The organism is Psychrosphaera aestuarii, from assembly GCF_017948405.1.
GTDB classification, from domain to species: domain Bacteria; phylum Pseudomonadota; class Gammaproteobacteria; order Enterobacterales; family Alteromonadaceae; genus Psychrosphaera; species Psychrosphaera aestuarii.
In genome coordinates this window covers 1,638,958-1,664,769 of sequence record NZ_CP072844.1, presented here as the reverse complement: position 1 = coordinate 1,664,769, position 25,812 = coordinate 1,638,958, and the positions used below count along the sequence as shown (strand labels likewise).

Genomic DNA, 25,812 nt, shown 5'->3' with positions numbered 1-25,812 from the left:
AATTCGCCGCCGTTACAACAAATGTGTTTGAGACATAGCATCTTCGGCTTTCTTTGAAACGCCCAACTGCTCAGTCTCATCAATAAACTTTAATACATCAAACAGGTAATCGATCTTCCCTGTCACTGTATAGATTTGCTTATCTTGGTTTGGCTTAATTAAATATCCTAACTCTACTAAACGTTTGAAAATTAATTTTAATTGCGCGTCTAATTCAGCCGCCTTTGAACCAAACATGGCATAACGAGATATTTTGTTTAATTGCTCTGCATAGGCAGGTGTATCTTCAATTACCGTTTGCAACTCGTTAAGGCGGAGGTTCATACCCTGAGATAAGCTGAGATCTTTATTAAGCGCTTCTTGAACTAACAACAACCACTCAATCAATGGTAATAAGTGGTTTGAAACATCTTCAAATTGTTTAGTTAGTTTTTCACGTTCACTATCACCTATCGTTTGATAAGACGCGTAATAGACTTGTTCATCTGCAGCATTAGAGAGTTGACGATTTAATACATTTAGTTGCTGACTAATGGCCTCGCGATTACTCGACACTTTTAGGAAACGGAAGCTGTCTTCATCTGTGATTTCACAAATGAATAAACCTGATAACAGCTTCTCAAGCACAACGCCCTGTTGACTAATCATGCTGATATCTCCTTTGTTTCTGTTTTGTTAAGTTTTTCTTTAATGCGTTTTGATATTGCGTTAATTTTTGGCTCAACGACCTGTAATTGACGTTTCTGCTTATCAATCAAATAGCGATTTTTAAATAACGACAATACTTCTGATTCTGGATTAGGAAATGCACCAACCACATGAATTTTATTCTTCTGACAGGCATCAAATATTTTTTTGATATTAGTCTGATGCAAGGTACCTAACTCATCTATCGGCCAATGAATAATAGCATCACTATTTCCACGTAACAGTCTCGTAAACGCCAATAAAAATTTACATAAAATTAAATAGGCCATACCGTGACTTGAAGACTCGTTAAGTTGCCTGTCTGTTCTTATCACTAACTCTCGGCCACTTTCTTTGATGTGTAATTCAATATCGAGTAATTTGCTAATACCACCAGATAATGCAGCTTTACCTAAGATATCTATAACTCTTCGCATACTAAGTGCATAGTCATCATCAGGCAGAGTGTGTGCCCCAGATGCAATCCACTTTGCGTACAGGTCATTAAACCTTTGTAAATCAGGCCAAAACTCTAACTCATCTATTTTAGAGCGAATTTTAACCGCAGAGTCTGAAACGCCATCTAAAAATAACTCTTCATCAACTTCTTTACTTATTCGTTCACTCTGTAAACCAATATGTTGTTCAATATCTTTTAGTATCTTGTAATACTCAGATAGTGCCAAACCAAAGATTCGGCCTTGTTCACGAATACTATTTAATTTTTGTGGTATTAAACCATTAATAAGTTGGTCTAGTTCTGGTACTAATTTCACCGCATCAACTTGACGCAACCCGTCTTCGTCTATTGTGCTGCACGCCTCGCGACTTCGCTCCCATGCGTCATAAAAACCGGTACCACTTTGCGCTGCTATTTTTTGATCAAAATTATCAACATAGTGACGAATTGCTTGTAGTTGCTCTTCCCTTTTGGCCATTAAACTGCTTGCCTCGCTTAGCCTTTGGACAATATTGCCAGACTCTCGCACAGGTTGAACATCAGCTAACTTAAGCTTTTTAATTTGAGCGGATATTAGTTGCGCTTGTTGCTCTTGCTCTATCGTATTCTTGAGCGCCTTTTCGGTATCTGTCAAAACTTGTTTTATTGTCGCAACGTTTTGTTTATAGGCATTTAACGCCTTATCCAACTCACGTTTACTTTGCGCTTCTAATTGTCGTGCGTCAGCCAATTGCTGTTGCCAAACGACTTTTTGCTTTACATAATTAGTTTGGTACCAAACATTAAATTCTAAGACTAAATGTCTGTGTTTTTCGGTCGTGTTGATATCGTCTTTGAGCTGTTTAATCTTTCGTTTGATATCACCGATGTCATCAACATCAACACCTCTATTTGCTAACTCGTCCTTTTGCCATTGCTCAAGTTGCTTTATTTCTGACTTAAGCGATGTTTGGCATTGACCGATGTGACTTTCTATTTGAGCTAATTGCTGTTCCACTTCATTAATCAATGTTTGCCAGTGAGACTTGAGTTCCATTTCAGCGTCTCTTTGCTGATCAGCAACTTCATCAAGCGCCTCATCCTGTTTCATTTTTAATGTTTGTAATGCGTTGGTTTGTTGGGCTATTTGCTTTTGATAATGCTGTTTTCTGTCTTTAAGTGCCGCTTGAAACTCATGTGTTGTTTGTTCTTTATCTTGAATTGCACGTTTACGATTAAGTAAAGCATTGTTAACTTCTGTTTGTGCCTTTGCACATTGAAGCTCAGCTGTTCGTAACCCGTTATTTATATCCGATAGTTTAGACTCTGAGCTATATTGAGCTTCTAACGCATCTTTTAATTGCTGCTCAGCAAGGTCTAAACGGTTTTGTAATTCGGATTCTTGTACACAATCAGCAGGCAGTTTGATATTAGCTGTCGCGAGAACAAGTCCAAAACTATGTTCATCACTACCAGAAGAAAGACTTGGTTCAAGATCTGTCCGTTGTAATAACGAAGGATTAATAACCTTACCAATATTACTCTCCCAACCCGGCTTTTCTTGGCGCAGGAACTCAAGTAATGAGCCTTGCCCTGGGTATAAAATCGCATTAACTGCCTCAACGGCCTTTTCTTTCTCAGCGACGTCTTGTCTTGCTTTTTGTAAGTTAAGGTCTTCGTGGTACTGACTTGATTTTACTTTAGTCAAGCTATCCTGTGCCTGTTTCAACTTCTCCCTTGCAACGTCTTCAAGCTCTGACGCTTCACGTACAGCAAGTTCTAGTAACTCTAATTGATGTTGTTCTTGTTGGGTAAACCCGACATTGTTGATTAAAGTAGATAACTTTGTAAGTTCGGTTTCTAACGTGAACTTTTGCTCTCGATATTCTGAATTAAGCGAGTTTAATTCATTGTCGAACTTGGTTTGTAACGCACTTAGTTGACTGTGTTGATCGGTCATCTTTTCAGTTCGAGCATCTTTAAGCGTTTCTTTTTGTTCAACGTAAGCTTCGAGCTCTTGTTCGTGCTGATCTCGAATATCAATCAATTGTTTATTAAATCTAGATTCTATATCTTGGTGTTGATCTGTAAGTAATACTAATCTTGACTCTGCGCTTTGTAATTCACTATTCCAGCGAGGAAGTTGCTCAAGGCTTTCTTTATATTTCTCTATGTTCTTTTCTTGCCAGTCGTCATATTCAGACTCAACGGTATCAAGTTTCGATGTGTAAATTTCCACATCTGATTTAGCTGCAGAGTGTGTCTGATTTAATTCATCGCGTTGTTCAGACCAAACATTCTCTAACTGCTGATAATCGAGTTTATTCTGCAACATGGCACCATCTAGTTCTGCTTTTGACTTAGCCAAAATGCTTTGATCTAGACTAATTTGCTGCTTCAATTCTGCAAGGCGCTGATTAATTTGGTTAAAATCAGAATAGGATTGTTCAAGTTTGGTGAATTCTGGTCGAATGGCTTCGAAACCTTTAATGAGCTTGCACTCTCTAATCCACTCATCCACTTTAGTCGCGCTGAGTTTAGTCTCTCCTGGCGTGATACCGTCTTCTTCTAAAATAGCAGCTACCATCGCTTTGATGGTTTCCATCTTGCCTTCTTTGCTGTGAACGGCTTTTGCTAACTTTTCTATGTGACGAAGATTTTTGTTTCCATAAGCCAAGCTAAATAATCGAGCATAACCTGGTAAATCTCTATGGCTTGCCAACACGGCCCTATCATTTTGAATGATGGCTTTGAACTCTTTGGTATTAAGCTTACGAGAACATAAAATACCGTCACGTTTAATTGTACGAACCAATTCTGTTGGACTGGTTGCTTGTTGATCTTCTAATACACCTTGAGACAAATAATCTGCCAACTCAAATTTTTTGTTTATTAATCGGTAATCAACGCCCTTACCTGAAGATGTCAGCACGACTTGACATACATCAACATCATCGTCGCCGCGTAAATACTCATAAATAATATAACTATTAGTTTGGGGTAAATACCAACGCTCAAAGGAATCACGAGTGGCGGGTACAACCCGACTTGGATACTCGCCATAAAAGACTGGAATTAATCGCTGAAGTGTTGTCTTACCAGAGGCGTTTGTACCACAAATATTAGTGTGGCCATCAAGGTTAAGCTCAACAACTCCCTGCATATGAGTATTAATTAATATTATCCGATTTAAGGCTGGCATCTTGTCCCTTAATTATCTCTACCTAAACTAAACACAGCAACGCCGCTATAGGAGCGGCGTTGTTCAATGAACCGTTTGTTAACTAAAAAGTTTACAGTTCAATCTCATCTTCTTTGACTATTTTAATAATTAGATCAAATATCTCTTTTACTTGACTCTCGCTAAGAGGCTGCCCAGCTTCATCACTAAACGAAGCATAAACACCATCAATACTTGTTATCAATACGACCTCATATTGACCACTTGGTAGCGATAACTTATTCGCGTAATCAGAGCCGAATATAGAATTCCAAATAGAGCTATTATTTTTATCGTAACTTAACGTATATAAAAATAGTCCTTTGTCTTCTTCTTCTATTGAAAAGCCTAGATCTTCAATAATATCTTCTAATTGTTTGTAAACGTGCTGTATTTCTCTTTGTGAAGAAATAACAAAATCACCTGAAGAGTTGGTAGTCATTGCAAGCGACACGTCTGTCAATATTTGTTGTTTTTGAACAACCACTCTAAATTGGTAATTTAACTCTAGAGATAATTGATTTAACATTTCTATTGAAAGTTGTTGCATACGGTAAGCTTTAGAAAACTTAGGTGCATTATTCTTACTTAACACTTGAAACTCTATAGGCTCTATATAAGCCTCACCGCTTCTTCCGTGTGACTGCACCTTAGTATGTAAATCAAAAACAAATCGTTCTGTATCAATACTGTTTTTCCAAAACCAAAAGCCTATTTCCGACTCTTTTACCACTTCGATACGATAGCCATCATTTGAGCTTATTAACTTATACCCTCGGCTTTCAATTAAATCAGCAACAGTTTTTGACAAAAATGAATCAAAGTTATCTACCTGTTGTGGCTTTTCCAGCATTATTTTGTAGGGATGTGAATCGTCACTGTTAACCCAGCTGCCTTGAAAAATTTCAAGCACACTAGAAGGAGATGTAACGACCTCTGACGCGTTGGCTGTTTTGCTATTTGGCGCTAACTTAAATTCATTGCTTTTATTTGGGGCCAATAAGTCTTCTGGCACAACCAAAGTTGTTGTGCTTTGTTTGGTATTATTTACATTCGGCGTATCACTAAGCCAATTCTTAACCGTCGTACAAGCCGTGGTTAAAGATACTACAGTAACCAAAATGGCCGGTTTAAGATATTTCACGCACTTCTCCATCTTATTATTATTTACTTTGTTCTAACGCTTGTTTGATAACACTATGGTGTTTTGGTTCCATCGTTACCAGGGGTAAACGAACAAAATCAGAACTTATTTTATCTTCTTGTAACAATGCCCACTTTACTGGGACAGGATTGGGTTCAATAAACAGGTCATGATGCAATGCACTAAGTTTTGAATCAATCTCATGTGCCTGTTGAGCTTTCCCAGAACGGCTAAGGCTTACCATTTGAGCAATTTCTTTAGGTCTGATGTTAGCGGTTACAGATATTACGCCATCCCCGCCAAGATGTAAGAAATCTTTTGAGCTAGCATCGTCACCACTGAGTAAAATGAAATCAGGGTTCGCCTCTTTAAGTTGTCTAACTCTCGTTAAATCACCCGTTGCGTCTTTAATGCCAACAATATTACTTACTGCCATTAACTCTTTGACCGAGTCATTTGACAAGTCAACATTCGTTCGCCCAGGAACATTATATAGAATAATTGGTTTCGTCGCGGCCGCTGCTACTGCTTTAAAATGATGAATCATGCCGCGTTGGCTCGGCTTGTTGTAATAAGGTGTTACCGTTAAAAAGCCGTCTATGGCTAAATGGTCATATTTTTGCGTAACTTCAATGGTACTAGCGGTACAATTAGTCCCGTTTCCAACTACTATTGGTAAACGCTGATTATTGACATCAATACTATGAGTTAAAACCTGCATTTTTTCGCTTTCGCTCAATGTTGCAGACTCGGCTGTCGTGCCTAAAATAACTAAGCCGTCAGTGCCCGCTAATATATGCCACTCAATTAAACTAGTTAGGCTATCAAAGTCTACTTCACCATTATTTAGCATTGGTGTAATTAGCGCGACAAAGCTACCTGTTAATTTGGGATTTAAACTCATACTTCCTCCATCTATATGGCAAGGTATGTTACTTAGCCAAATTAGAATAAACAAGTAAGATTATCGTCATTGATGCGTTTTTATTCCGTTATGTTAAACTGCTTGGCCGAATTATTTTTAGAAGTACTTTTTCATTATTTATGACAACTATTAATACCGCCCCTCAGTATCTTGTACTCACCGCGATTGGTGAAAATAAAACAGGTTTAGTTAGCGAACTCGCAGGCCTCGTTTATCAATGCGGCTGTAACGTTGTAGATAGTAAAATGGCAATATTCGCCAATGAATTTTCAATAATCATGTTATTGGAAGGCGAACACATTGACTTGTTGCAACTTGAGACGCAGTTACCACCATTAGCAATGAGTTTGTCGCTTCTAACAATGATGAAACGAACTCAAAAGCGACACCTTAGCGATGAGCTTACAAACCATTACCTTATTACTATCGAAGGGCCTGATAAAGCCGGTACGATTAAGGTGTTTACTTCATACCTAGCAGAACAAGGTATCGATATTACCAGCTTACGCTCAAGCACAGACGTGCGGTCTGGAAAGACCTGGCAATCAGCTCAAATCGAAGTGTCATTGCCAAACTCAGAATCATTAAATCAGTTTGAAACAAACTTTTTAGCCTTGTGTCATTCATATGATATGGAATGCCACGTTAGTCCTATTACTATTGAAGTATCCTAAAAGGAGTATCCGATATGAATACGTTACAAGCGGGCGATAAAGCCCCGTTGTTTTCTTTACTCGACCAAAATGGTGAAACCTTTGAGTTGGCTGAAGTTCTTAAACAGCATCAAGTGTTAGTTTATTTTTATCCAAAGGCCATGACACCAGGCTGTACGGTACAAGCACAAAATTTAAGAGACGTGAAATCTGACTTAGAGAAATATAATACCGTAGCTGTTGGTATTAGCCCTGACGCCGTTAAACGTTTAACTAAATTCACTGAGAGAGATGAATTAAACTTCCCTCTATTATCGGATGAAGATCATAAGGTTGCTGATGCGTTTGGCGTTTGGGGCTTAAAAAAGTTCATGGGTAAAGAATATGATGGCATTCATCGTTTAACATTTCTTATTGGTCAAGACGGTGAAATTAAACATTTTTTCAATAAGTTTAAAACCAAAGACCATCATCAAGTTGTTCTAGATGTGTTAGCAAACCAGTAAAAGCTTGAGTAAATAACTGAACGGCTGATTGCTGTCACTTCTATTAGTACGAAAAAGGCTCCAAACAAGGAGCCTTTTTTATCACAAAATATTATTCTTTTAAGCTTCTTCCGTTACGGGTGGTTGTTTCACTGACCATGCATTAATTAACGCCTTAACCAACGATGCAAGCGGTATTGCAAAGAATACCCCCCAGAAGCCCCAAAGGCCGCCAAAAAACAATACTGCGACAATAATATAAACGGGATTTAAGTCTACTGCTTCAGAGAACAATAAAGGCACCAATACATTTCCGTCTAGCGCTTGTATTACGCCATAAGCTATCATCACGTAGTAAAAATCAGGACTTATACCAAATTGAAATAAAGCGACCGCTGCCACAGGTATAGTAACGACTGCAGCGCCAATATATGGAATTAGAACTGACAAGCCCACTAACAAGCCTAATACGGCCGCATATCTAAGGTCCATTATGACAAACGCGATATAAGTGGACACACCAACGACAAGGATCTCTATTAACTTTCCACGGATATAGTTAATAATTTGTTGATTCATTTCGCTAGATACTTGAGTTATTAATGTTCGTTCCGTCGGTAATAAGCGGTCAAAACCTGCATATAACGAAGCTTTATCCTTCAACATAAAAAATACCATTAGAGGGACTAAAATAAGATAAATTAATAGTGCAGCTATGTCCGTTACCGATGTCATTACACCTTGCAATAACTCTTCAACGAAAGTTACAAACCTGTTATCAACGTTCCCCATCACTCGTTCTACTAACATGGGATCGATATTAGGATATTTTTCTGGGATCTCTTGGATGAAATCCTTAACGTTTTTCATCATTTCCGGTAATTCTTTGACGAGACTTAAGCTTTGTTGCCATATAACCGGTATGACCATTACAATCATAGTGGTCATTGCACCAACAAACGCGGCAATAACTATTGTTGTACTTACATTTCTACTTAAACCTAAGCGGGTCACTTTTTTAACAGGCCATTCAAGCAAGAAAGCAAAAACCACCGCGACTATTACCGGCGTTAAGAGTTTGCCAAACCAAAAAAAGGCAAGCATGCCAAGTATAACAACCATTGCGAGCGTGACGGCATTAGGGTCGGAGAAGTTTTTCCTGTACCACTGTTTGATTACTTCGAACATAATTGGGTTCCAAACCTTATCGTTAATCCAATAGTTTTATTTTATATATGGAGTCTTGTACAGATTTATTAAAAGCAACACCTTGAGATTCAAGGTAACTAGTGAAATTATATAGAGTAATTTCATCATCTAATAGAAAAACCTTTGTGTTATTTTTTATCATTTGTTGCTTAACAAGTACAAATGCGAGTGGACAAGTTAAGCCTCTGGCATCAAACTGGTAACTAGACTTCAAATTTAGGCCCTTGAACAAAATGGTCTAAGTGCGTGTAGTCTACACCTTTACATTTTTTAATGCAGTAAACGCAAAAATAAAAGAGAATTATGGGCTTATATCCAGAAAAATACGGCTTACCTGACGAAGCAGAAATTAAAGATATTAATGCTTTTAAGAAGAAAATTAACTGGGGTGAAATACCGGCTTTTTTTCAATTAGTGGGTAAATCTATTGCCGATGCAGAAGGCTTCATCCACTACGGTTTTGATAATGCTTTTAAGAAAATAGTCGATCGTAAAAACTGGAATTATGACACCTTAGGCATCCCTGAATCTGCCGATAAATCAATGGCGGAGCATGCCATTGAACCTGAACGGCGCCCTCGTATCTGCCTTTATCATGTTTTTAATCGCACTGGTTATGAACTTTTAGCCTTTCCGTACGTCAATAACTTATTGATTGATGAGTATCGTGAAAATGATCCTAAATTAGATTTTAGACGTTGGGATCCTTCGCAAATGAAAGTTTTAGTGCGAATACCAGAGTTGCATAAATTTATCGCCTTTACATTGGTTAATGGCGACGATGCAGATATGGCGTTAATCATTCATGCACACAATGTAGTAAATCGAATGATTTCAATGTTAGAAGATGAAGTAGACGTTCATGAAATTAGAGGACTCAGTATTGATCAAGGTTTTAAAAAGCAAAGTCTAAGTCCAACTGAATCACCTGAGGACATAATCATCTCTAGTCAAATAAAAGGATAACTGTATTACCTATGCCACCTCTTTTTTCTCGATTCAAAAAGTTAACATTAACGCTTAGTCTGGCAGCCTCATTTTCACTAATCGCTGCATCTGCACATTCGATGACTTCCGATAATGAATTACCAGACTTAGGTGCTTCCGCGCTGGGTACCTTATCTATTGAAAAAGAAAGACGTCTTGGCCACATCATATACGACCAATTAAGAGGTCAAACGGCTATTCTTCAAGACCCATTAATTATTGAGTACTTAAACGACTTAGGGAATAAATTGGTCGCTAAGTCAGAAGACGTAAACTTTCCATTTACCTTTTTTGGCGTCAACAACAACCAAATCAACGCGTTTGCTTTTTACGGTGGTTTTATCGGCGTTCATACGGGGTTAATTGCAAAAGCGGATAATGAAAGTCAATTGGCATCCGTCTTAGCCCATGAAATAGCGCACGTAACTCAACGCCATTTAGCACGAGGAAAAGAAGCAGCTAATAATCGTGCGCCTTTGACTCTCGCAGGTATTGTGGGTTCTATTCTTCTAGCCGCTATTAATCCCCAGTTAGTTATGGCATCGATGATGGCCACATCAGCAGGTACTCAACAAGCGATGATCAACTACACTCGAGGTAACGAGCAAGAAGCTGACAATATTGGCATGAATATTCTAGCTAATGCGGGTTACGATCCGTATGCATCGGCCGAGTTTTTTGCCAAGCTTCAAGAGCAAATTCGTTACAAAGCAGACATACCCGCCTTTTTGATCACGCATCCACTACCGGAGTCTCGAGTAACAGATGCCCGCCTTAGGGCAATGCAATTTGAAAAAAAGTTTTATGCTGACTCATTAGAATTTATGTTAGTCAAGGCACGCATAAATGCACGCTACGTAAGGTCTGAATACGACAAAATCAAAGATCTAACAAACTTAATCGACAAGTCTAGTGGCAATAAGAAATTTGCGCTTCAGTATGAATTGCTATTACGTTTGGTTGACGATGAACAATTTGATAAAGCATTTGAGTTGTGGGAAAGCTTAGTAAAAGTTGCACCAAACAATTTGTATTTATTAGACACATACTCAGATTTGGCTATTGCAGCCAAAAAACCAGAACTAGCCTTAGAGGCTTTATCCAAAGCCTATAAAATCAAACCAAACAACTATGTTGTCACGATGAATTATGCAAACGTAGCGTTAGAGGCAAAAATGCCTGACAGAGCAATAGAGCTACTCGAATACTATTTACTAAATAAACCACGTGATTTACTTGCTACACAAATGCTAGTCGATGCATACAAAGATTCGAAAAATATGGCAAAATACAACATTACTAAAGGTGAACTATTTGCCTTAATGGCCAGGTATAACGAAGCGATAACATTTTTAGACCGAGCATTGGCTATGTTAGGTAAAAACGATAATGCTGAGATTAACCGTATCCAGGCGTTAAAATATCAATATCGAGAGCGTCAGCAGTATATTAAAGATATCAAAGGAACCATTTAAATGAGCGTTACTATTTTTCACAATCCACGCTGTTCAAAGAGTCGTCAAACTTTAGAGTTATTAAAATCAAATGGCGTTGAGCCAAACGTTGTTGAATATTTGAAACAGCCACCAACAAGCGATGCGTTAACCATAATTATTAACAAGTTAGGTGTGAACGTGAGAGATATCATTCGACATAAAGAAGCCGAATATAAAGAAGTTGGCGCCGATAACAAAGATTTAACTGATGCCGAACTCATCGCTTTACTTGTTGCTACGCCAAAACTAATTGAGCGTCCAATTGTGGTTAATGGAGAGAAAGCGGTTGTTGGTAGACCTCCAGAAAACGTCTTGGATATAATCTAATGCTTTCAAGTTATATCTTGGTGCTTTACTACTCAAAGCATGGATCTGTTCTTAATTTAGCTAAAACAATCGCTAAAGGGATTGAACTTGAAGGTGTAGAAGCAAGAATCCGAACCGTATCTAAAAGCGACGATGATGAGAGTCTTTACCCATTAGTTCAAGCTAACGATCTTAAAGATGCGCTTGGCTTAGCAATGGGAAGCCCTTGTCATTTTGGTATGATGGCCAGCCCATTAAAAGCGTTTTGGGAAACGACTTCGTCTGAATGGTTATCTGGCGCTTTAATTGATAAGCCAGCCGCGGTTTTCACATCTAGTTCGAGCTTGCATGGCGGCAATGAATCAACCTTGCTTAGCATGAGTCTACCGCTTTTACATCACGGCATGATGCTATTAGGTATCCCCTACTCTGAGCCACATTTACACAAAACCCAGTCGGGTGGAACGCCATATGGAGCAAGCCATGTATCTGGTTTAAACCTATCAGATACGTTATCCGAAAGTGAAAAAAACATCGCAATTGCGCTAGGTAAACGCCTGGCTACTACTGCTAAAAAAATGAGTAAATAACTACGCATGCATAAACATCAAGCAACAACCACAGATTTCAAAACCGCACCTATGGCCCAATTTGTAAAAAAACTTCAAATTATAGGTAGTGTTGGCTTTTTTGGGCTCATTATCTATTACCCTATTTTATTTTTTGTTTTAGACACCAACGCAAACTCGTTGGCTTATATTACCTTGTGTTTATTTTGGTTACCGCTTTTACCGGCTATTAAAGGTATTTTGCAAGGAAACCCTTATACATTTGCATGGAGTAACTTTGTTATCATGTGGTGCTATTTGCATGGCCTTACTGCGATTTGGACCTTTGAAGGTAATAAACTTTACATTGTGATTGAACTGGTACTGTTAACAGCGGCGTTTATTGGCAATACCTATTTTGCCCGTTTTAGAGGCCGTGAAATGGGATTGGCATTGCCAAAAATAAAAGAACTCAAAGAGCAAGAAAAAGCTCAATTTGAAGCTCAGTCTAACCGTCAAGAAAAGGACTAAACTAAAACGAGTCGGTATTCGTATTGAGGTCATCGCTCTCTTTTATAAGTGTATTATGGCCTCCAATTTTTTATATATTTTTGATAACGATTTACGTTCTAATTATCTGCCAATACTTGATGATTTTATAGTTAAGGTAAATCAAGACCCTTCTGCAACACTCTCTTGTATATATCTATTTGATCCTAGTCAACTCAAAGTACAGCTTTTTAACTCCGCCTATTTAGGTAATCATCGTTTGCTGTTCTTATCTGAGTGTTTACAAGACTTGGGCTTAGTTTTAGCTAATCGAGGTATTTCCTTTCAAATAGTGTTGGGAAATAAAGCATCAAATCTAAATAAAGTATTGGTCGATAGGAAAATTACCGATGTCGGTTTTTCAAGCCCAGTCGGAACAGATGAAATAAATCTGTTTACCTTGTTACAGCAATCGGATGTTAACTTACACCAACGCTTTCAACACACACTGTTTGCACAACATGAACTACCTTTTGATTTAAAAGAACTACCCCATAGTTTCTCTAAATTTAGAAAGCTTGTAGAGGCGTTGCCGCTTGATAGTTTCTTTTCGCAATATGAAAGGCTTACTAAAGTAAACGATGCTTTAACAACATCTGAGACTATTACCAAACAGCTGTATATTCAGTTCGAACAATCTTTCAACCTCTTTTGTAGGCATCCGAACGTTGAGGTTGCGCTTAAAGAAGCTACGTCAAATCGGCGTAACTTTAATTCCGGATTTGAAGGTGGCGAAACAAACGTGGTTGCGCATCTGCACCAATACTTTTCTTTAAACTGTGCGAGTTCGTACAAAGAAACAAGAAACTTTTTAGACAACTGGACCGCGTCGACTAAGTTCAGTGCTGCACTCGCTTCTGGCTCGCTCAGTCCGAAGTACATTTGGCATGAAATAGTCAAATACGAACAGTTGAATGGCGCTAATGAGTCAACCTATTGGATAAAGTTTGAATTGTTATGGCGTGAATATTTTCAGTGGTATGGTGCCAGATATAGAGAAAAACTTTTTAAGTTCTCGGGCATCAACAATAAAAAGCCACTCAACTCATTCTACGCTGAGCGATATAAAAAATGGTGTGATGCCAACACGCCATCGGCATTTATTAACGCAATTATGAACCAGTTAAAAGCGACCGGTTATATTTCAAATCGCTCAAGACAAATCACCGCTAGTTATTTTGTTAATGAACTAAACTTAGACTGGCGTTACGGCGCGGCCTATTTTCAAGAAATGCTTATTGACTATGATGTGGCGTCTAATTGGGGTAACTGGCAGTACCTTGCAGGGGTTGGTTGCGATCCTCGTGGTAAACGACAGTTTAATATACAAAAACAACAACAATGTTACGACCCTGAAGGCCGATTTATAAAGCGTTGGGCAGATAAAGTAAACAATACAGCATTAGACAGTGTTGATGCTGCCGACTGGCCTATACTTTCTGATGAAGGAGTGTCATGAATTCTAGTTATTCAACGTTACGCCTTATATTGGGTGATCAACTTAATGCGAATCACAGTTGGTACAAAGAAAAAGATAATTCTGTTTTGTATGTTGTGGCTGAGCTGCATCAAGAACAAAAGTACGTTAAACATCACGTTCAAAAAATACAGGCATTTTTTGCGGCGATGGAAAGTTTTTCTACCGCGTTAACGAAAGCTGGTCATGATGTGATTCATCTCACACTTGATGATACTGAAGGGCAAACATTGGATGACGTCATTATAGAATTAGTGAGACGTTTTAATGTAAACCAATTTCAATACCAACAGCCTGATGAATATCGCCTTGCTGAGCAACTCTCCAAAATAAGTCATGACTACCTCAACAACATTGAAGTATTTTCAACTGAGCATTTTTTCTTAGAACAAAGTGAACTTAAAAATTATTTTAAGTTCAACACCGCTCATCGAATGGAAGCTTTTTACAGAAAGCTTCGTAAGCGATTTAATATATTAATGGATGGTGATGAGCCAGTTGGCGGTGAGTGGAACTACGACAGCGCTAATCGAAATAAAATGAAACAAGCGGATATAGAGAAAGTACCTCAACCATTACAATTTACAAATGATGTTTCAACAATTAATGCCAGACTAAAAAAGCACAATATTTCAACAATTGGCACCGGTGGAAATAGTTTATTGTGGCCAATTAACAGAAGCCAAGCAAAAGAGCTGTTGGCGTTTTTTTTAGATAATTGCTTGCCACTTTTTGGTTATTACCAAGATGCTATGGTTTACGAAAATAATGATACCTCTAGTTCACTATGGAGCCTTTATCACTCAAGGGTATCTTTTGCATTAAACGCGAAGATGTTATCACCAGGCTATGTAATTAAGCAGGCGATAACGAAATATCAAAACAGTGATAAAGTGTCTGTGGAGCAAATTGAGGGGTTTGTTCGTCAAATACTTGGCTGGCGTGAATTTGTTCGCGGTATTTATTGGATAAACATGCCTAGCTACAAGTCATTAAACGGCTTAAGCGCAACCAATGACCTACCCGACTATTTTTGGGATGGGAATACAAAAATGGCTTGCATGAGCCAAGCAATAAAACAAAGTCTTACTACAGCCTACGCGCATCATATACAAAGGCTAATGGTAACAGGGAATTTTGCATTGATATCTGGGTTACATCCCGATCAAGTCGATGATTGGTATTTAGGTATTTATATAGACGCTATTGAGTGGGTAGAACTGCCAAATACTCGTGGTATGAGCCAATTTGCCGACGGAGGCTTACTAGCATCTAAAGCTTATGCGGCCAGTGGCAATTATATAAATAACATGAGCGACTACTGTAAAAATTGTCACTACAATGTAAAGCTGAAAACGGAAGACAATGCGTGCCCTTTTAATGCCCTATACTGGAATTTTATGGTGGAGCACGAAAATAAGTTTAAAAGTAACCCGCGGCAATCTATGGTTTATCGTAATTGGGAGAAAAAGACAGATGCTGATAAAGACGCTCTTTTGCAAAGAGCCGATTGGATACTAAAAAATATTAATAAAATATAAAAAAGGGCCTTAAGGCCCTTTTTATATCGCTAATTAGGTTACTTGATGTTAGCTAATAGCGCTTCGTCTAAACCTTCATTTACAAGACCAATAACGGCATTGCAATGCTCTAATGTAAACTCACCATCTGCAATTTGCTGATCGAGTTTATTGCGGCGATCCGAAACGGTGTTTTTGATCGCCATTTTATCTTCTTTGTCGATGTCTAGCTTAGCAACTTTAGCATCAAGCTTTTCAAAATATGGATATAAGGTGCCTTCTGCTTTATAAGCTTCTGCTCGTGTACTTGGATGAAAATCCTCACAAGCATTTAAATTCATTAAGTAAAAGTTAAGATACGTAGAAACTGTGATTAGTTTATAACTCTGACTTTGGTTTTCATTGTTCGCATTTGCACCAAATGTCAGTGCTACTAATGCGCCTATTAATAATTTCTTCATGTTTTACTCTAGTTCTTTTTTATTATGGTTCGACTTTAATAACAAATGGTTATTAATTCAATCTAAGATGGTATTAAATTTTTAATTTTGTATTAAAAAGGCAACGAAAGGGAATGTAATTCATTAGCTAGCGAACCATTCATTAAAGCGAGAACACCACCCTTATAACCAAATAGACCAACATATATCAAATAGGAATGACAAGACTATCATATTTTGTTTGCTAGACATCTGTATATAAAGTACGTTTTTAGTTGTTTTCACGCGAAACATCAATAAATATGGATATAAGTAACACCATAAAACAGGATGTTAACCAATATTTAGCTCCATTAGAGAGACAAACCTAGGAACAATATGAATAAGAAAACATTACTCAGCCAAGCTGTAAGCTTAGCGTTAGTATCAGGGCTTGCATTTACAGCCTCCAATGCATTTGCTCGAGAAAATGAAGAAAATAAAGTAGACGAAATTGAGAAGATTACGGTTACCGGTTCTCGAATCGCTAAAACCGAACTATCAACTCCAACTCCAGTATTAGTTTTAGGCCAACAAGAAATTGCTCGTTTTGGTACGCCAGACTTGGGTAGCGTATTAGCTGAATTACCAGCAATCGGTGCAACAAACACATTGTCAGGTAATGCCGGAAGCAACGCAAATGCGGGTCAAAGCTCGGCTGATTTACGTCGTTTAGGTGCTAACCGTTCACTAGTGCTAGTAAACGGTAAGCGTCACGTTGCAGGCTCTCCAGGTTCTGCGCAAGTTGATTTATCAACAATCCCAGCCGTACTAATTGAACGAATTGAAATTATCACAGGTGGTGCGTCAGCAATATATGGCTCAGACGCTGTAACCGGTGTAATTAACGTGGTATTAAAAGAAGACTTTGAAGGTCTTGAATTAAATGCAACTGCAAGTGGCTCAACAGAGGGCGTAGGTGCAAAAAATCACACTTTCAGTATTGTTTCAGGTGCTTCTAGTGATAAAGGTAACGTGACGTTTTTTGCTGGTGTTGAGCGTATTGAAGAGACGATGTCTGCTGATATTCGTCAGCTTGATAACTGGGGAAGCTACATTAACACCCTAGATGAAGGTGAAGACGACGGTATTCCAGATCAACTTCGTTCTCCAAATATTGGTTCAGAAATGATTAATGATACAGGCGTGATGAACCCTTTTGGTGGTGATCGCTTTACCTTTGATCGCAACGGCAACGTTATTGAACAATGCAAACGTTCACAAACAAACAGTTTTGCCTTTGGTCAATTACCAGCAGGATGTACAACAGGTTTCTTTACTGAAGAATACGAAAATATCTATCCAAGCGTAGAGCGTTTCTACGTTGGTAGTACAATGAACTATGAACTTTCAGATCAAGTAAACTTTTTTGCTGATTTCAAATACAACTCAGCCGAAATTGCTCAGCAATTCCAACCAAGCTTCCGCTTCGGTAACATTTCAATCGACGTAGAAAAGAATGCCTTTTTAAGTGATTACGCTCGTAACCGTTTAGGTGGCAGCGGCGTAGTGCCTATGGCTAAATTCTTTGACGAGTTAGGTAACCGCTCTGCAGCCAACGAACGTGATATGTTCCGAGTAGTAGGTGGTTTTGATGGCTACTTTACACTTGGCGATACCAATTTTGATTGGGAATTGTTTTATGTTTACGGTGAGTCAAATAATATTCGTGTCACAGAAAACGATTTAATTCCTGGTAATTTTGCAGCAGCCGTTAACTCGATGATTGATCCTGACACAGGTGAAGCAGTTTGTGTTGATCCATCATCAGCAACGGTAGATGCTGGCAATTGTGTTGCATACAACCCTTTTGGTTTTGCACAAGCATCACAAGCCGCTCGTGATTGGGTTTCAGCTGACGTAACTAGAAAAGACCAAATAACTCAGGAAGTATTTGGTGGTTCAATCGCTACTGATACCGAAGAGTTCTTCTCGTTACAAGGTGGTCCTATTGGATTTGCAGCCGGTTTCGAATATCGCGAGGAATCGTACAGCACTATAACGGACGAGCTAACAAAATCTGGCGCTTTATTAGGCGCAGCAACACCAGATGAATTTGGTGAGTACGACGTAACTGAGGGCTTTGTTGAGGTAAGCTTACCAATTTTAGCGGATGTTGACTTTGCTAAAGAACTAACTATTGATGCGGCTTATCGTACTGCTGACTATTCTCACGCTGGTACTGCTGATGCATGGAAAGTTGGTTTAATGTATGCACCAATTGAACAACTGCGCTTACGTGCGACGTTCGGTGAAGCGGTTCGTGCACCAAACTTATCAGAAGCATTCAGCCCTCAATCACCAGGTTTCGGACGCGTATCGGATCCTTGTGATGCAGATAACATAAACGACGATCCAGATCGCGCAGGTAACTGTGCCGCTTTAGGTATTCCTGCCGGTTTCCAAGCTAATGACAACGTAAGTATCGATACAATTTCTGGTGGTAACCCGGATCTGTTTTCTGAAACTTCAACGTCAACAACTTACGGTCTAGTTTGGGTTCCTGAATTCATTGAAAACCTAACAGTAACTGTCGATTATTATGATATTGAAATCAAAGATGCGATCATTTCTGTAACCGCTCAAAACATTGCTGATAACTGTGTAGACGCGACTGGCGGTCCTGATGAGTTGTACTGTAGTGCAATTGACAGAGACCCAACAACTAAAGATATCGACTTAGTTCGCTCTGGCCTTCTAAACGCAGCGGCGCTTAACGTTTCTGGTATTGAATCAGAAATTAACTACCGTATGTCTTTAGAAAGTATGGACCTACCTGGTGACGTATCATTCAAATTATTTGTCTCTAAACTAATTGAGCTAGAGCAGTTTGAATTCCAAGATCGTCCTGACGAAATCAACGTAGAGACAGGTGAAGTGGGTGATCCTGAGTTGCAAGTACGTCTATCTACTACATATGTACTAGATGACTTAGTTGTAAACTGGACAATGCGTACAATTGATCGCGTTGTAACATACGACGTATCACCAAATGGTGGTTCACCAGAAGATCTAGACCCATACTGGATCCCAACTATAGTGACACACGATGTTTCTGGTAGTTATATGTTTAGTGATGACGTTTCAGTAAACTTCGGTATGCGTAACGTATTTGATAAGTTACCTCCTGCGTATACTGTTAACGCACAATACGACATTGTTGGTCGTCGTATCTTTACTGGCGTAAACGTAAAATTCTAATCTAATTAGTTTTACATATATAAAAACCGGCTTTATGCCGGTTTTTTTATTTTTAGTAAAACAATCTTTTAAGCGTTTAGTGACCTATCCCTAGATAATAAAAAAGGCCACCTAGGTGACCTTCAATATTAACAGCAATGTAACTTTAGCCTAGAAGCGCTAAACCTGCGTTCAGTGTATTGCTTGGGCGCATTGCAGCAAACCCTTTTTCGTCAGATGGTTTATAGTAACCACCAATATCCATTGCTTGGCCTTGAACCCCATTTAGCTCAGATACGATTGTATCTTCATTCGCAGTCAAGTGTTCTGCTACCGCTTTAAATGTTGCTTGTAGGTCAGCGTCATCCGTTTGTGCCGCTAATTCTTGAGCCCAGTAAAGTGCTAAGAAGAAGTGAGAACCACGGTTGTCTAATTCATTCACTTTACGTGAAGGCGACTTGTTGTTATCTAAGAACTTAGCCGTTGCTTTATCAAGTGTTAACGATAATACACGTGCTTTTTCGTTGCCTACTGTATTTGCTAAATGCTCATACGATGCCGCTAATGCCAGGAACTCACCTAATGAATCCCAACGTAAATGATTTTCTTTTTCAAACTGTTGAACGTGCTTAGGCGCTGAACCACCTGCACCGGTTTCAAACAAACCGCCACCATTCATTAGAGGGACAATTGATAACATTTTAGCTGATGTACCTAATTCTAAAATTGGGAACAAATCAGTTAAGTAGTCGCGCAGTACGTTACCTGTTACAGAAATCGTATCTTCGCCTTTCTTGATTCTTTCAAGTGTGAAACGAGTCGCGTCTTCAGGCGCTAATATACGCAGGTCTAAACCATCTGTATCGTGATCGTTCAGGTATGTATTTACCTTTTTGATAAGTTCTGCGTCGTGGGCACGTTTCTCGTTTAACCAGAATACCGCAGGCATGCCAGATAAGCGTGAACGGTTAACTGCAAGTTTTACCCAATCTTGAATTGGTGCGTCTTTAACTTGACACATACGGTAAATATCACCAGTTTCAACATTATGTTCAAATACTAGGTTACCGTCTTGATCTGTAACTTTTACTGTACCGTTAGCCGCTATTTCAAACGTTTTGTCATGCGAACCATACTCTTCTGCTTTTTGAGCCATAAGACCAACGTTAGGAACAGTACCCATAGTTGACGGATCAAAAGCGCCATTCTCAATACAGAAAGAAATTGTTTCTTGGTAAACCCCTGCGTAACAACGATCAGGAATAACCGCTTTCATATCTTGCAGTTTACCTTCTGCGTTCCACATTTGACCAGAAGTACGAATCGCTGCTGGCATCGACGCATCGATGATAACGTCAGATGGAACGTGTAAGTTTGTAATACCGCGATCTGAGTCAACCATAGCCAAGTCAGGTGCAGTTTCATATACAGCCATAATATCAGCTTTGATTTCAGCTTGTTTGTCTGCGTCTAACTTTTCAATTTTCGCATAAACATCGCCTAAACCATTTTTAACGTCAACACCTAGTGCTTCAAATGTCGCTGCATGTTTTGTAAATACGTCTTTATAAAATACTTTAACGATGTGACCAAATATAATTGGGTCAGAAACTTTCATCATAGTTGCTTTAAGGTGAGCTGAGAATAGTACGCCCTGCTCTTTTGCGTCGGCAATTTCATTAGCTAAAAAGCTATTTAATGCCTTAACGCTCATAAATGTTGCATCAACAACTTCGCCCGCTAGTACAGGAACTGAATCTTTTAAAACCTTAGTAGAACCATCTGCGCCAACAAACTCAATTTTTAAAGAACCATCTTTAGCTATCGTTGTTGATTTTTCACTCGCAAAAAAGTCACCTTCGCTCATGTGAGCTACGTGAGACTTAGACGTTTTCTCCCACTTGCCCATAGAGTGTGGGTTTTTCTTAGCATATTGCTTTACTGCACCTGGTGCGCGTCGGTCAGAGTTACCTTCACGTAAAACTGGGTTTACTGCAGATCCCAGTACTTTCGAATAAGCAGCTTTAATTGCTTGTTCTTCATCTGTCTTAGCTTCTTCAGGAAACTCAGGTAATTTAATACCTTGTGCTTGAAGCTCTTTAATCGCTGCTTTTAATTGTGGGATTGAAGCAGATACATTTGGAAGCTTAATGATATTTGCTTCTGGAGTCTTTGCTAACTGGCCTAAATAAGCTAGGTCGTCGTTTACACGTTGATCTTCCGGTAGGAAGTCCGCTAAGTTAGCAATAATACGTGCCGCTAATGATATATCGCGCGTTTCCACTTCGATACCAGCAGTTTTACTGAATGCTTCAACGATTGGTAAGAATGAATAGGTCGCCAATGCTGGCGCTTCATCTGTCTTGGTATAGATGATTTTAGATGTCATTTAGATTCCCTACATTTGCAGTGAGTTTTTCGTTCGACTAAGTATAGCGGACGATTATCTGAATATAAGCCTGAATTTTGGTTGAGCATACTATAAAATACCGCTACTTTTTGAAAGACCTTTATCGATAATAGCGCTATGAAAACTGTAAAAAATAATGCTCACCCCCGAAATAAGGGCGCAAATGCTAAAACTCAACGTTTTAGCAAAAAAAAATATAGTATCAAAGGACCCAAATCGACTGCGTCGAGCCGTGTAACAAATATCTCAGAAAAAAAGTTTTCTGGCCCTACTAAGGTAGTGCTCTTCAATAAGCCATTTCAGGTGCTTACACAGTTTACCGATCAAGAAGGTCGAAAGACCCTTAAAGATTATATCGATATTGAAGGCGTGTATGCGGCTGGTCGTCTGGATAGAGATAGTGAAGGTCTATTAGTTTTAACTAATGACGGTGCACTTCAAAACAAGATTGCTAGTCCAGACCACAAAACAACAAAATGTTACTGGGTTCAAGTGGAAGGAGCTCCTACGGAAGGGTCATTACAACAACTTCGAGACGGTGTAGAACTTAAAGACGGTAAGACAAAACCTGCTAAAGTTAACATAATCGACGAACCAGATTTGGTCTGGGATCGTGTACCGCCTATTCGTGAACGAGCGGCCATCCCCACAACCTGGCTTGAAATAACCATTTCTGAAGGCAAAAATCGACAAGTTCGTCGAATGACGGCTCATATCGGCTTTCCTACTTTACGACTAATTAGATATCGAGTCGGCAACTGGACAATAGATGGTATTGAGGTTGGGGAATATAAACTCATCGAAAAACCTTAAAAAGCCGTACTTGGAACTTACTTATTAACTGCGCTTTATGTTAGAATCCGCGCAAATTTTAACGGTCTGGAATATTTGTCTGCAACTATGTCTGATATTACTTCTGAAACGCTAAGCGAAAACGCTACTAAAAAAGTCATCGTTGGTATGTCCGGCGGTGTTGACTCATCTGTATCTGCTTACCTTTTGCAACAGCAAGGTTATCAAGTGGAAGGTCTTTTCATGAAAAATTGGGAAGAAGACGACGATGATGAATATTGCGCTGCGGCAGAGGACTTAAAAGATGCACAGGCTGTTTGTGATAAGTTAGGTATTGAATTACATACCGTTAACTTCGCGTCAGAATACTGGGATAATGTTTTTGAGCACTTCCTCGAGGAATACAAGGCAGGCCGTACTCCAAACCCAGATATTATGTGTAACAAAGAGATTAAATTTAAAGCTTTTCTGCAGTTTTCAGCGGAAATCTTAGGTGCAGATTATATTGCGACCGGCCATTACGTGCGACGCACGGCAGATGACACTAACACGAAAATGCTGCGAGGCTTAGATCAAAACAAAGATCAAAGTTACTTCCTATACGCTATTGGCGAAAAACAAATTGCACAGACGTTATTTCCAGTTGGTGAGTTAGAAAAACCGGAAGTGCGTCGCATAGCCGAAGAGCAAGGTCTAGTTACGGCAGATAAGAAAGACTCCACTGGTATTTGTTTTATCGGTGAACGTAAATTTAAAGACTTTCTGCAAAAGTTTCTTCCTGCGCAACCTGGTGATATTGAAACTCCTGAGGGTGAAGTCATTGGCCAACACGAAGGTTTAATGTATCACACACTTGGGCAACGCAAAGGCCTATTGATTGGTGGTTTAAAGGAATTTAAAGATCAACCATGGTTCGTTGTAGACAAAGATGTTAAACGAAATGTTTTAATTGTAGGTCAAGGCAAAAATCACCCTTTACTGTTTTCCGATGGGTTAGTTGCAAACCAGCTAAACTGGGTTGATGGCAAAGGTCCCCAATCACCAATGCGTTTAACAGTAAAAACTCGTTATCGCCAAGACGATATCCCATGTGCGGTTACGCCAGATTTAGCAAACGGTTCTATCAAAGTGTTATTCGACACGCCACAACGCGCTGTCACACCAGGACAATCTGCCGTTTTTTATGATGGTGACGTATGCCTAGGTGGCGGCATCATTGAGCAGTATTTGCGTTAATATGACAGACCAGCAACGAAATCAAACCATAGCTATGGCAGCCATCTGCGAAGCAGCGTTGCTCATTCAGCAAGTTTCTAAAGGGCAAGCTATTGATACAGTGGCAATGCGTACTTTGTTGAGCGGTGTTATGGCCACCTCGCCAGGCTCGGTTACCGACGTTTATCAAGATATCGCAGCGTTAAAGCAAGGTAGTTATTTGTTAGTTCATCAGCTTAGTGGACAGGCTACCAGTAAAGACGTAGAAGTAACTCGTTATTTAGCCGGTATGATGTCACTTTCAAAAAAGCTACTGAATAACGCTCATGCTTTGTCTGGCTTAACAACCTCACTAAAAGAAATTGAGCGTCGACTTGAACACTTCGATATTTGTGACGCTTCTGTCGTTGGCAATTTTGCGGATATTTATAGCAAAAACATCAGCCCTATTGGTCAAAAAATCAAAGTAATCGGTACGCCACAAAACCTAAAACAGCCTTTAATTCAAAATCAAGTTAGAGCACTATTGTTAGGCGGTGTTAGAGCGGCTGTGCTATGGCGCCAAATGGGCGGAAAACGCCGGCAATTTATTTTTAATAGAAACAAAATTTTACAAAGCGCGATTTCATTTAATAAAGAATTATCACTAATCAGTTAAGAGGTCATCATGCAACTCTCTGCACTTACAGCAATTTCACCAGTAGATGGACGTTACGGTAGCAAAGCGTCAGAACTGCGTTCTATATTTAGCGAATTTGGTCTTATCAAATATCGTGTAGTCGTAGAAGTACGTTGGTTACAAAAATTAGCACAGATGGACGGCATTGCAGAAGTTCCAGCTTTTTCTGATACGGCAAACACGCTGTTGAATAAAATTGTTGACGAGTTCTCTGAACAAGATGCACAACGAATTAAAGATATCGAACGCACCACTAACCACGACGTAAAAGCGGTAGAATATTTTTTAAAAGAAAAAGTTGCCGATAACGCAGAGCTGACAGCCGTAAATGAGTTTATTCACTTTGCATGTACTTCTGAGGATATTAACAACCTTTCACATGGTCTGATGTTATCTGCAGCTAGAAAGGAAGTCGTTTTACCTTATTGTGACAAAATCTTATCTGAGCTTAAAAAACTAGCTAACGAATACAAATCTATTCCTATGATGTGTCGTACTCACGGCCAACCAGCTACACCTTCGACAATGGGTAAAGAAATGGCAAACGTTTATGTTCGTTTGCAACGTCAACGTGACCAGATAGCAAATGTAGAAATACTTGGCAAATTTAATGGCGCTGTAGGCAATTACAACGCCCACTTATCGGCCTACCCTGAGCAAAATTGGCATGAACATTCAGAAGCCTTCGTAACGTCCCTAGGCTTAAGTTGGAATGCATTTACAACTCAAATTGAACCTCACGATTACATCGCTGAACTGTTTGACGCTATGGCACGTTTTAATACTATTTTGTTGGACTTTGACCGTGACGTTTGGGGCTACATCGCAATGGGTCACTTTAAGCAAAAAACCGTGGCAGGCGAAATCGGCTCTTCAACAATGCCTCATAAAGTGAATCCTATTGACTTTGAAAATTCGGAAGGCAACTTGGGTATTGCAAATGCAATCTTTACTCACCTTGCAGCAAAACTGCCTGTGTCGCGTTGGCAACGTGATTTAACTGACTCAACTGTACTTCGTACATTGGGGGTTGGTGTTGCTCATTCGATCATTGCATACCAAGCGACATTAAAAGGTATTAGTAAACTTGAAGTAAATGAACAAAGTCTGTTAGACGAGCTAGATAATAATTGGGAATTATTAGCTGAGCCAATTCAAACTGTTATGCGTCGCTACGGTATTGAAAAGCCTTATGAAAAACTAAAAGATTTAACTCGTGGTAAAAAGGTAAACAAAGACGTTATGGCCGAGTTTATTGATAATTTAGAGTTACCAGATACGGTAAAAGCTGAGTTAAAATTAATGACTCCAGCAAATTACATCGGTGACGCAGAAAAGTTTATCGCACTTTTAGACTAAGCTATCAAAGTATTTACACATATACGTTGGATTATTATTTAAGCCAGTCTTTT

The 25,812-nt window shown here is 39.1% G+C and carries 22 protein-coding genes; 14 read left to right on the top strand and 8 right to left on the bottom strand.

What is annotated here, in order from left to right; genetic code table 11:
* Positions 1-12 precede the first annotated feature (12 nt).
* The 4 genes from J9318_RS07620 to dapA all read right to left on the bottom strand — a co-directional run bounded on the left by J9318_RS07620 (position 13) and on the right by dapA (position 6,394).
* On the bottom strand, positions 13-648 hold the full coding sequence (locus J9318_RS07620) for a hypothetical protein (protein WP_210559354.1): 636 nt from the start codon (positions 646-648) through the stop codon (positions 13-15).
* Positions 645-4,328 (bottom strand): ATP-binding protein, encoded by a 3,684-nt coding sequence (locus J9318_RS07615; RefSeq protein ID WP_210559353.1) that lies wholly within the window; start codon positions 4,326-4,328, stop codon positions 645-647. Before J9318_RS07615 ends, J9318_RS07620 begins: the two co-directional genes overlap by 4 nt.
* A 91-nt stretch (positions 4,329-4,419) precedes the next feature.
* Positions 4,420-5,490 carry an outer membrane protein assembly factor BamC gene (bamC, locus tag J9318_RS07610; RefSeq protein ID WP_210559352.1) on the bottom strand — a complete coding sequence of 357 codons (1,071 nt, stop codon included), beginning with the start codon at positions 5,488-5,490 and terminating at the stop codon, positions 4,420-4,422.
* 19 nt (positions 5,491-5,509) lie between these two features.
* Complete coding sequence (gene dapA, locus J9318_RS07605) at positions 5,510-6,394, bottom strand: 4-hydroxy-tetrahydrodipicolinate synthase (protein ID WP_210559351.1); 885 nt, start codon at positions 6,392-6,394, stop codon at positions 5,510-5,512.
* Between the two features lie 140 nt (positions 6,395-6,534).
* On the opposite strand from dapA, the gene J9318_RS07600 reads away from it, so the two are divergent.
* Positions 6,535-7,089: a glycine cleavage system transcriptional repressor gene (locus J9318_RS07600; protein ID WP_210559350.1), complete on the top strand. Its 555-nt coding sequence runs from the start codon at positions 6,535-6,537 to the stop codon at positions 7,087-7,089.
* Positions 7,090-7,103: 14 nt separating this feature from the next.
* Positions 7,104-7,574 (top strand): thioredoxin-dependent thiol peroxidase, encoded by a 471-nt coding sequence (bcp, locus tag J9318_RS07595; protein ID WP_210559349.1) that lies wholly within the window; start codon positions 7,104-7,106, stop codon positions 7,572-7,574.
* A 99-nt stretch (positions 7,575-7,673) separates the two neighbouring features.
* Here the strand turns inward: bcp and J9318_RS07590 are convergent, their stop codons facing one another.
* Positions 7,674-8,741 (bottom strand): AI-2E family transporter, encoded by a 1,068-nt coding sequence (locus tag J9318_RS07590; RefSeq protein ID WP_210559348.1) that lies wholly within the window; start codon positions 8,739-8,741, stop codon positions 7,674-7,676.
* A 22-nt stretch (positions 8,742-8,763) separates the two neighbouring features.
* Positions 8,764-8,976 carry a sulfurtransferase TusA family protein gene (locus J9318_RS07585; protein ID WP_210559347.1) on the bottom strand — a complete coding sequence of 71 codons (213 nt, stop codon included), beginning with the start codon at positions 8,974-8,976 and terminating at the stop codon, positions 8,764-8,766.
* A gap of 89 nt (positions 8,977-9,065) precedes the next feature.
* Here J9318_RS07585 and J9318_RS07580 point away from each other — a divergent pair, with 89 nt between their 5' ends.
* The 7 genes from J9318_RS07580 to J9318_RS07550 are packed head-to-tail and all read left to right on the top strand — an operon-like array spanning position 9,066 to position 15,666.
* Positions 9,066-9,728 carry a hypothetical protein gene (locus J9318_RS07580; protein ID WP_210559346.1) on the top strand — a complete coding sequence of 221 codons (663 nt, stop codon included), beginning with the start codon at positions 9,066-9,068 and terminating at the stop codon, positions 9,726-9,728.
* 11 nt (positions 9,729-9,739) lie between these two features.
* Entirely contained in the window at positions 9,740-11,224 is a 1,485-nt protein-coding gene (gene bepA, locus J9318_RS07575; RefSeq protein WP_210559345.1) for a beta-barrel assembly-enhancing protease, read from the top strand.
* Positions 11,225-11,572: an arsenate reductase (glutaredoxin) gene (arsC, locus tag J9318_RS07570; protein ID WP_210559344.1), complete on the top strand. Its 348-nt coding sequence runs from the start codon at positions 11,225-11,227 to the stop codon at positions 11,570-11,572.
* The gene (locus J9318_RS07565) at positions 11,572-12,141 is read left to right on the top strand and encodes an NAD(P)H-dependent oxidoreductase (RefSeq protein ID WP_210559343.1); all 570 of its coding nucleotides are present in this window, start codon (positions 11,572-11,574) and stop codon (positions 12,139-12,141) included. Before arsC ends, J9318_RS07565 begins: the two co-directional genes overlap by 1 nt.
* Positions 12,142-12,147: 6 nt before the next feature.
* Positions 12,148-12,630: a DUF2069 domain-containing protein gene (locus tag J9318_RS07560; RefSeq protein WP_210559342.1), complete on the top strand. Its 483-nt coding sequence runs from the start codon at positions 12,148-12,150 to the stop codon at positions 12,628-12,630.
* A 55-nt stretch (positions 12,631-12,685) separates the two neighbouring features.
* Positions 12,686-14,107 carry a DASH family cryptochrome gene (locus J9318_RS07555; RefSeq protein ID WP_210559341.1) on the top strand — a complete coding sequence of 474 codons (1,422 nt, stop codon included), beginning with the start codon at positions 12,686-12,688 and terminating at the stop codon, positions 14,105-14,107.
* Positions 14,104-15,666 (top strand): cryptochrome/photolyase family protein, encoded by a 1,563-nt coding sequence (locus J9318_RS07550; protein WP_210559340.1) that lies wholly within the window; start codon positions 14,104-14,106, stop codon positions 15,664-15,666. The genes J9318_RS07555 and J9318_RS07550 overlap by 4 nt, the downstream gene beginning before the upstream one ends.
* A gap of 38 nt (positions 15,667-15,704) precedes the next feature.
* Here J9318_RS07550 and J9318_RS07545 read toward each other — a convergent pair whose 3' ends face one another.
* The gene (locus J9318_RS07545; protein ID WP_210559339.1) at positions 15,705-16,106 is read right to left on the bottom strand and encodes a hypothetical protein; all 402 of its coding nucleotides are present in this window, start codon (positions 16,104-16,106) and stop codon (positions 15,705-15,707) included.
* Between the two features lie 357 nt (positions 16,107-16,463).
* On the opposite strand from J9318_RS07545, the gene J9318_RS07540 reads away from it, so the two are divergent.
* Positions 16,464-19,325, top strand: coding sequence for a TonB-dependent receptor domain-containing protein (locus J9318_RS07540; RefSeq protein WP_210559338.1), 2,862 nt, complete (start codon positions 16,464-16,466; stop codon positions 19,323-19,325).
* Positions 19,326-19,470: 145 nt separating this feature from the next.
* Here the strand turns inward: J9318_RS07540 and J9318_RS07535 are convergent, their stop codons facing one another.
* Positions 19,471-21,693: an NADP-dependent isocitrate dehydrogenase gene (locus J9318_RS07535; protein ID WP_210559337.1), complete on the bottom strand. Its 2,223-nt coding sequence runs from the start codon at positions 21,691-21,693 to the stop codon at positions 19,471-19,473.
* A 138-nt stretch (positions 21,694-21,831) separates the two neighbouring features.
* On the opposite strand from J9318_RS07535, the gene J9318_RS07530 reads away from it, so the two are divergent.
* The 4 genes from J9318_RS07530 (at position 21,832) to purB (ending at position 25,759) form a co-directional block, all read left to right on the top strand.
* Complete coding sequence (locus tag J9318_RS07530; RefSeq protein ID WP_210559336.1) at positions 21,832-22,527, top strand: pseudouridine synthase; 696 nt, start codon at positions 21,832-21,834, stop codon at positions 22,525-22,527.
* Between the two features lie 87 nt (positions 22,528-22,614).
* Positions 22,615-23,742, top strand: coding sequence for a tRNA 2-thiouridine(34) synthase MnmA (gene mnmA / locus J9318_RS07525; protein ID WP_210559335.1), 1,128 nt, complete (start codon positions 22,615-22,617; stop codon positions 23,740-23,742).
* Position 23,743: 1 nt separating this feature from the next.
* The gene (hflD, locus tag J9318_RS07520) at positions 23,744-24,379 is read left to right on the top strand and encodes a high frequency lysogenization protein HflD (protein ID WP_210559334.1); all 636 of its coding nucleotides are present in this window, start codon (positions 23,744-23,746) and stop codon (positions 24,377-24,379) included.
* Positions 24,380-24,388: 9 nt separating this feature from the next.
* Positions 24,389-25,759: an adenylosuccinate lyase gene (purB, locus tag J9318_RS07515; RefSeq protein WP_210559333.1), complete on the top strand. Its 1,371-nt coding sequence runs from the start codon at positions 24,389-24,391 to the stop codon at positions 25,757-25,759.
* The last annotated feature ends 53 nt before the right edge of the window (positions 25,760-25,812 follow it).

Bases quoted from the DNA above. Each gene is read 5' to 3' on its own strand.
- J9318_RS07620 (WP_210559354.1), bottom strand. From the start codon at position 648: ATGATTAGTCAACAGGGCGTTGTGCTTGAGAAGCTGTTATCAGGTTTA.
- J9318_RS07615 (WP_210559353.1), bottom strand. From the start codon at position 4,328: ATGCCAGCCTTAAATCGGATAATATTAATTAATACTCATATGCAGGGA.
- dapA (WP_210559351.1), bottom strand. From the start codon at position 6,394: ATGAGTTTAAATCCCAAATTAACAGGTAGCTTTGTCGCGCTAATTACA.
- J9318_RS07600 (WP_210559350.1), top strand. From the start codon at position 6,535: ATGACAACTATTAATACCGCCCCTCAGTATCTTGTACTCACCGCGATT.
- bcp (WP_210559349.1), top strand. From the start codon at position 7,104: ATGAATACGTTACAAGCGGGCGATAAAGCCCCGTTGTTTTCTTTACTC.
- J9318_RS07590 (WP_210559348.1), bottom strand. From the start codon at position 8,741: ATGTTCGAAGTAATCAAACAGTGGTACAGGAAAAACTTCTCCGACCCT.
- J9318_RS07580 (WP_210559346.1), top strand. From the start codon at position 9,066: ATGGGCTTATATCCAGAAAAATACGGCTTACCTGACGAAGCAGAAATT.
- bepA (WP_210559345.1), top strand. From the start codon at position 9,740: ATGCCACCTCTTTTTTCTCGATTCAAAAAGTTAACATTAACGCTTAGT.
- arsC (WP_210559344.1), top strand. From the start codon at position 11,225: ATGAGCGTTACTATTTTTCACAATCCACGCTGTTCAAAGAGTCGTCAA.
- J9318_RS07565 (WP_210559343.1), top strand. From the start codon at position 11,572: ATGCTTTCAAGTTATATCTTGGTGCTTTACTACTCAAAGCATGGATCT.
- J9318_RS07560 (WP_210559342.1), top strand. From the start codon at position 12,148: ATGCATAAACATCAAGCAACAACCACAGATTTCAAAACCGCACCTATG.
- J9318_RS07555 (WP_210559341.1), top strand. From the start codon at position 12,686: ATGGCCTCCAATTTTTTATATATTTTTGATAACGATTTACGTTCTAAT.
- J9318_RS07550 (WP_210559340.1), top strand. From the start codon at position 14,104: ATGAATTCTAGTTATTCAACGTTACGCCTTATATTGGGTGATCAACTT.
- J9318_RS07545 (WP_210559339.1), bottom strand. From the start codon at position 16,106: ATGAAGAAATTATTAATAGGCGCATTAGTAGCACTGACATTTGGTGCA.
- J9318_RS07540 (WP_210559338.1), top strand. From the start codon at position 16,464: ATGAATAAGAAAACATTACTCAGCCAAGCTGTAAGCTTAGCGTTAGTA.
- J9318_RS07535 (WP_210559337.1), bottom strand. From the start codon at position 21,693: ATGACATCTAAAATCATCTATACCAAGACAGATGAAGCGCCAGCATTG.
- J9318_RS07530 (WP_210559336.1), top strand. From the start codon at position 21,832: ATGAAAACTGTAAAAAATAATGCTCACCCCCGAAATAAGGGCGCAAAT.
- mnmA (WP_210559335.1), top strand. From the start codon at position 22,615: ATGTCTGATATTACTTCTGAAACGCTAAGCGAAAACGCTACTAAAAAA.
- hflD (WP_210559334.1), top strand. From the start codon at position 23,744: ATGACAGACCAGCAACGAAATCAAACCATAGCTATGGCAGCCATCTGC.
- purB (WP_210559333.1), top strand. From the start codon at position 24,389: ATGCAACTCTCTGCACTTACAGCAATTTCACCAGTAGATGGACGTTAC.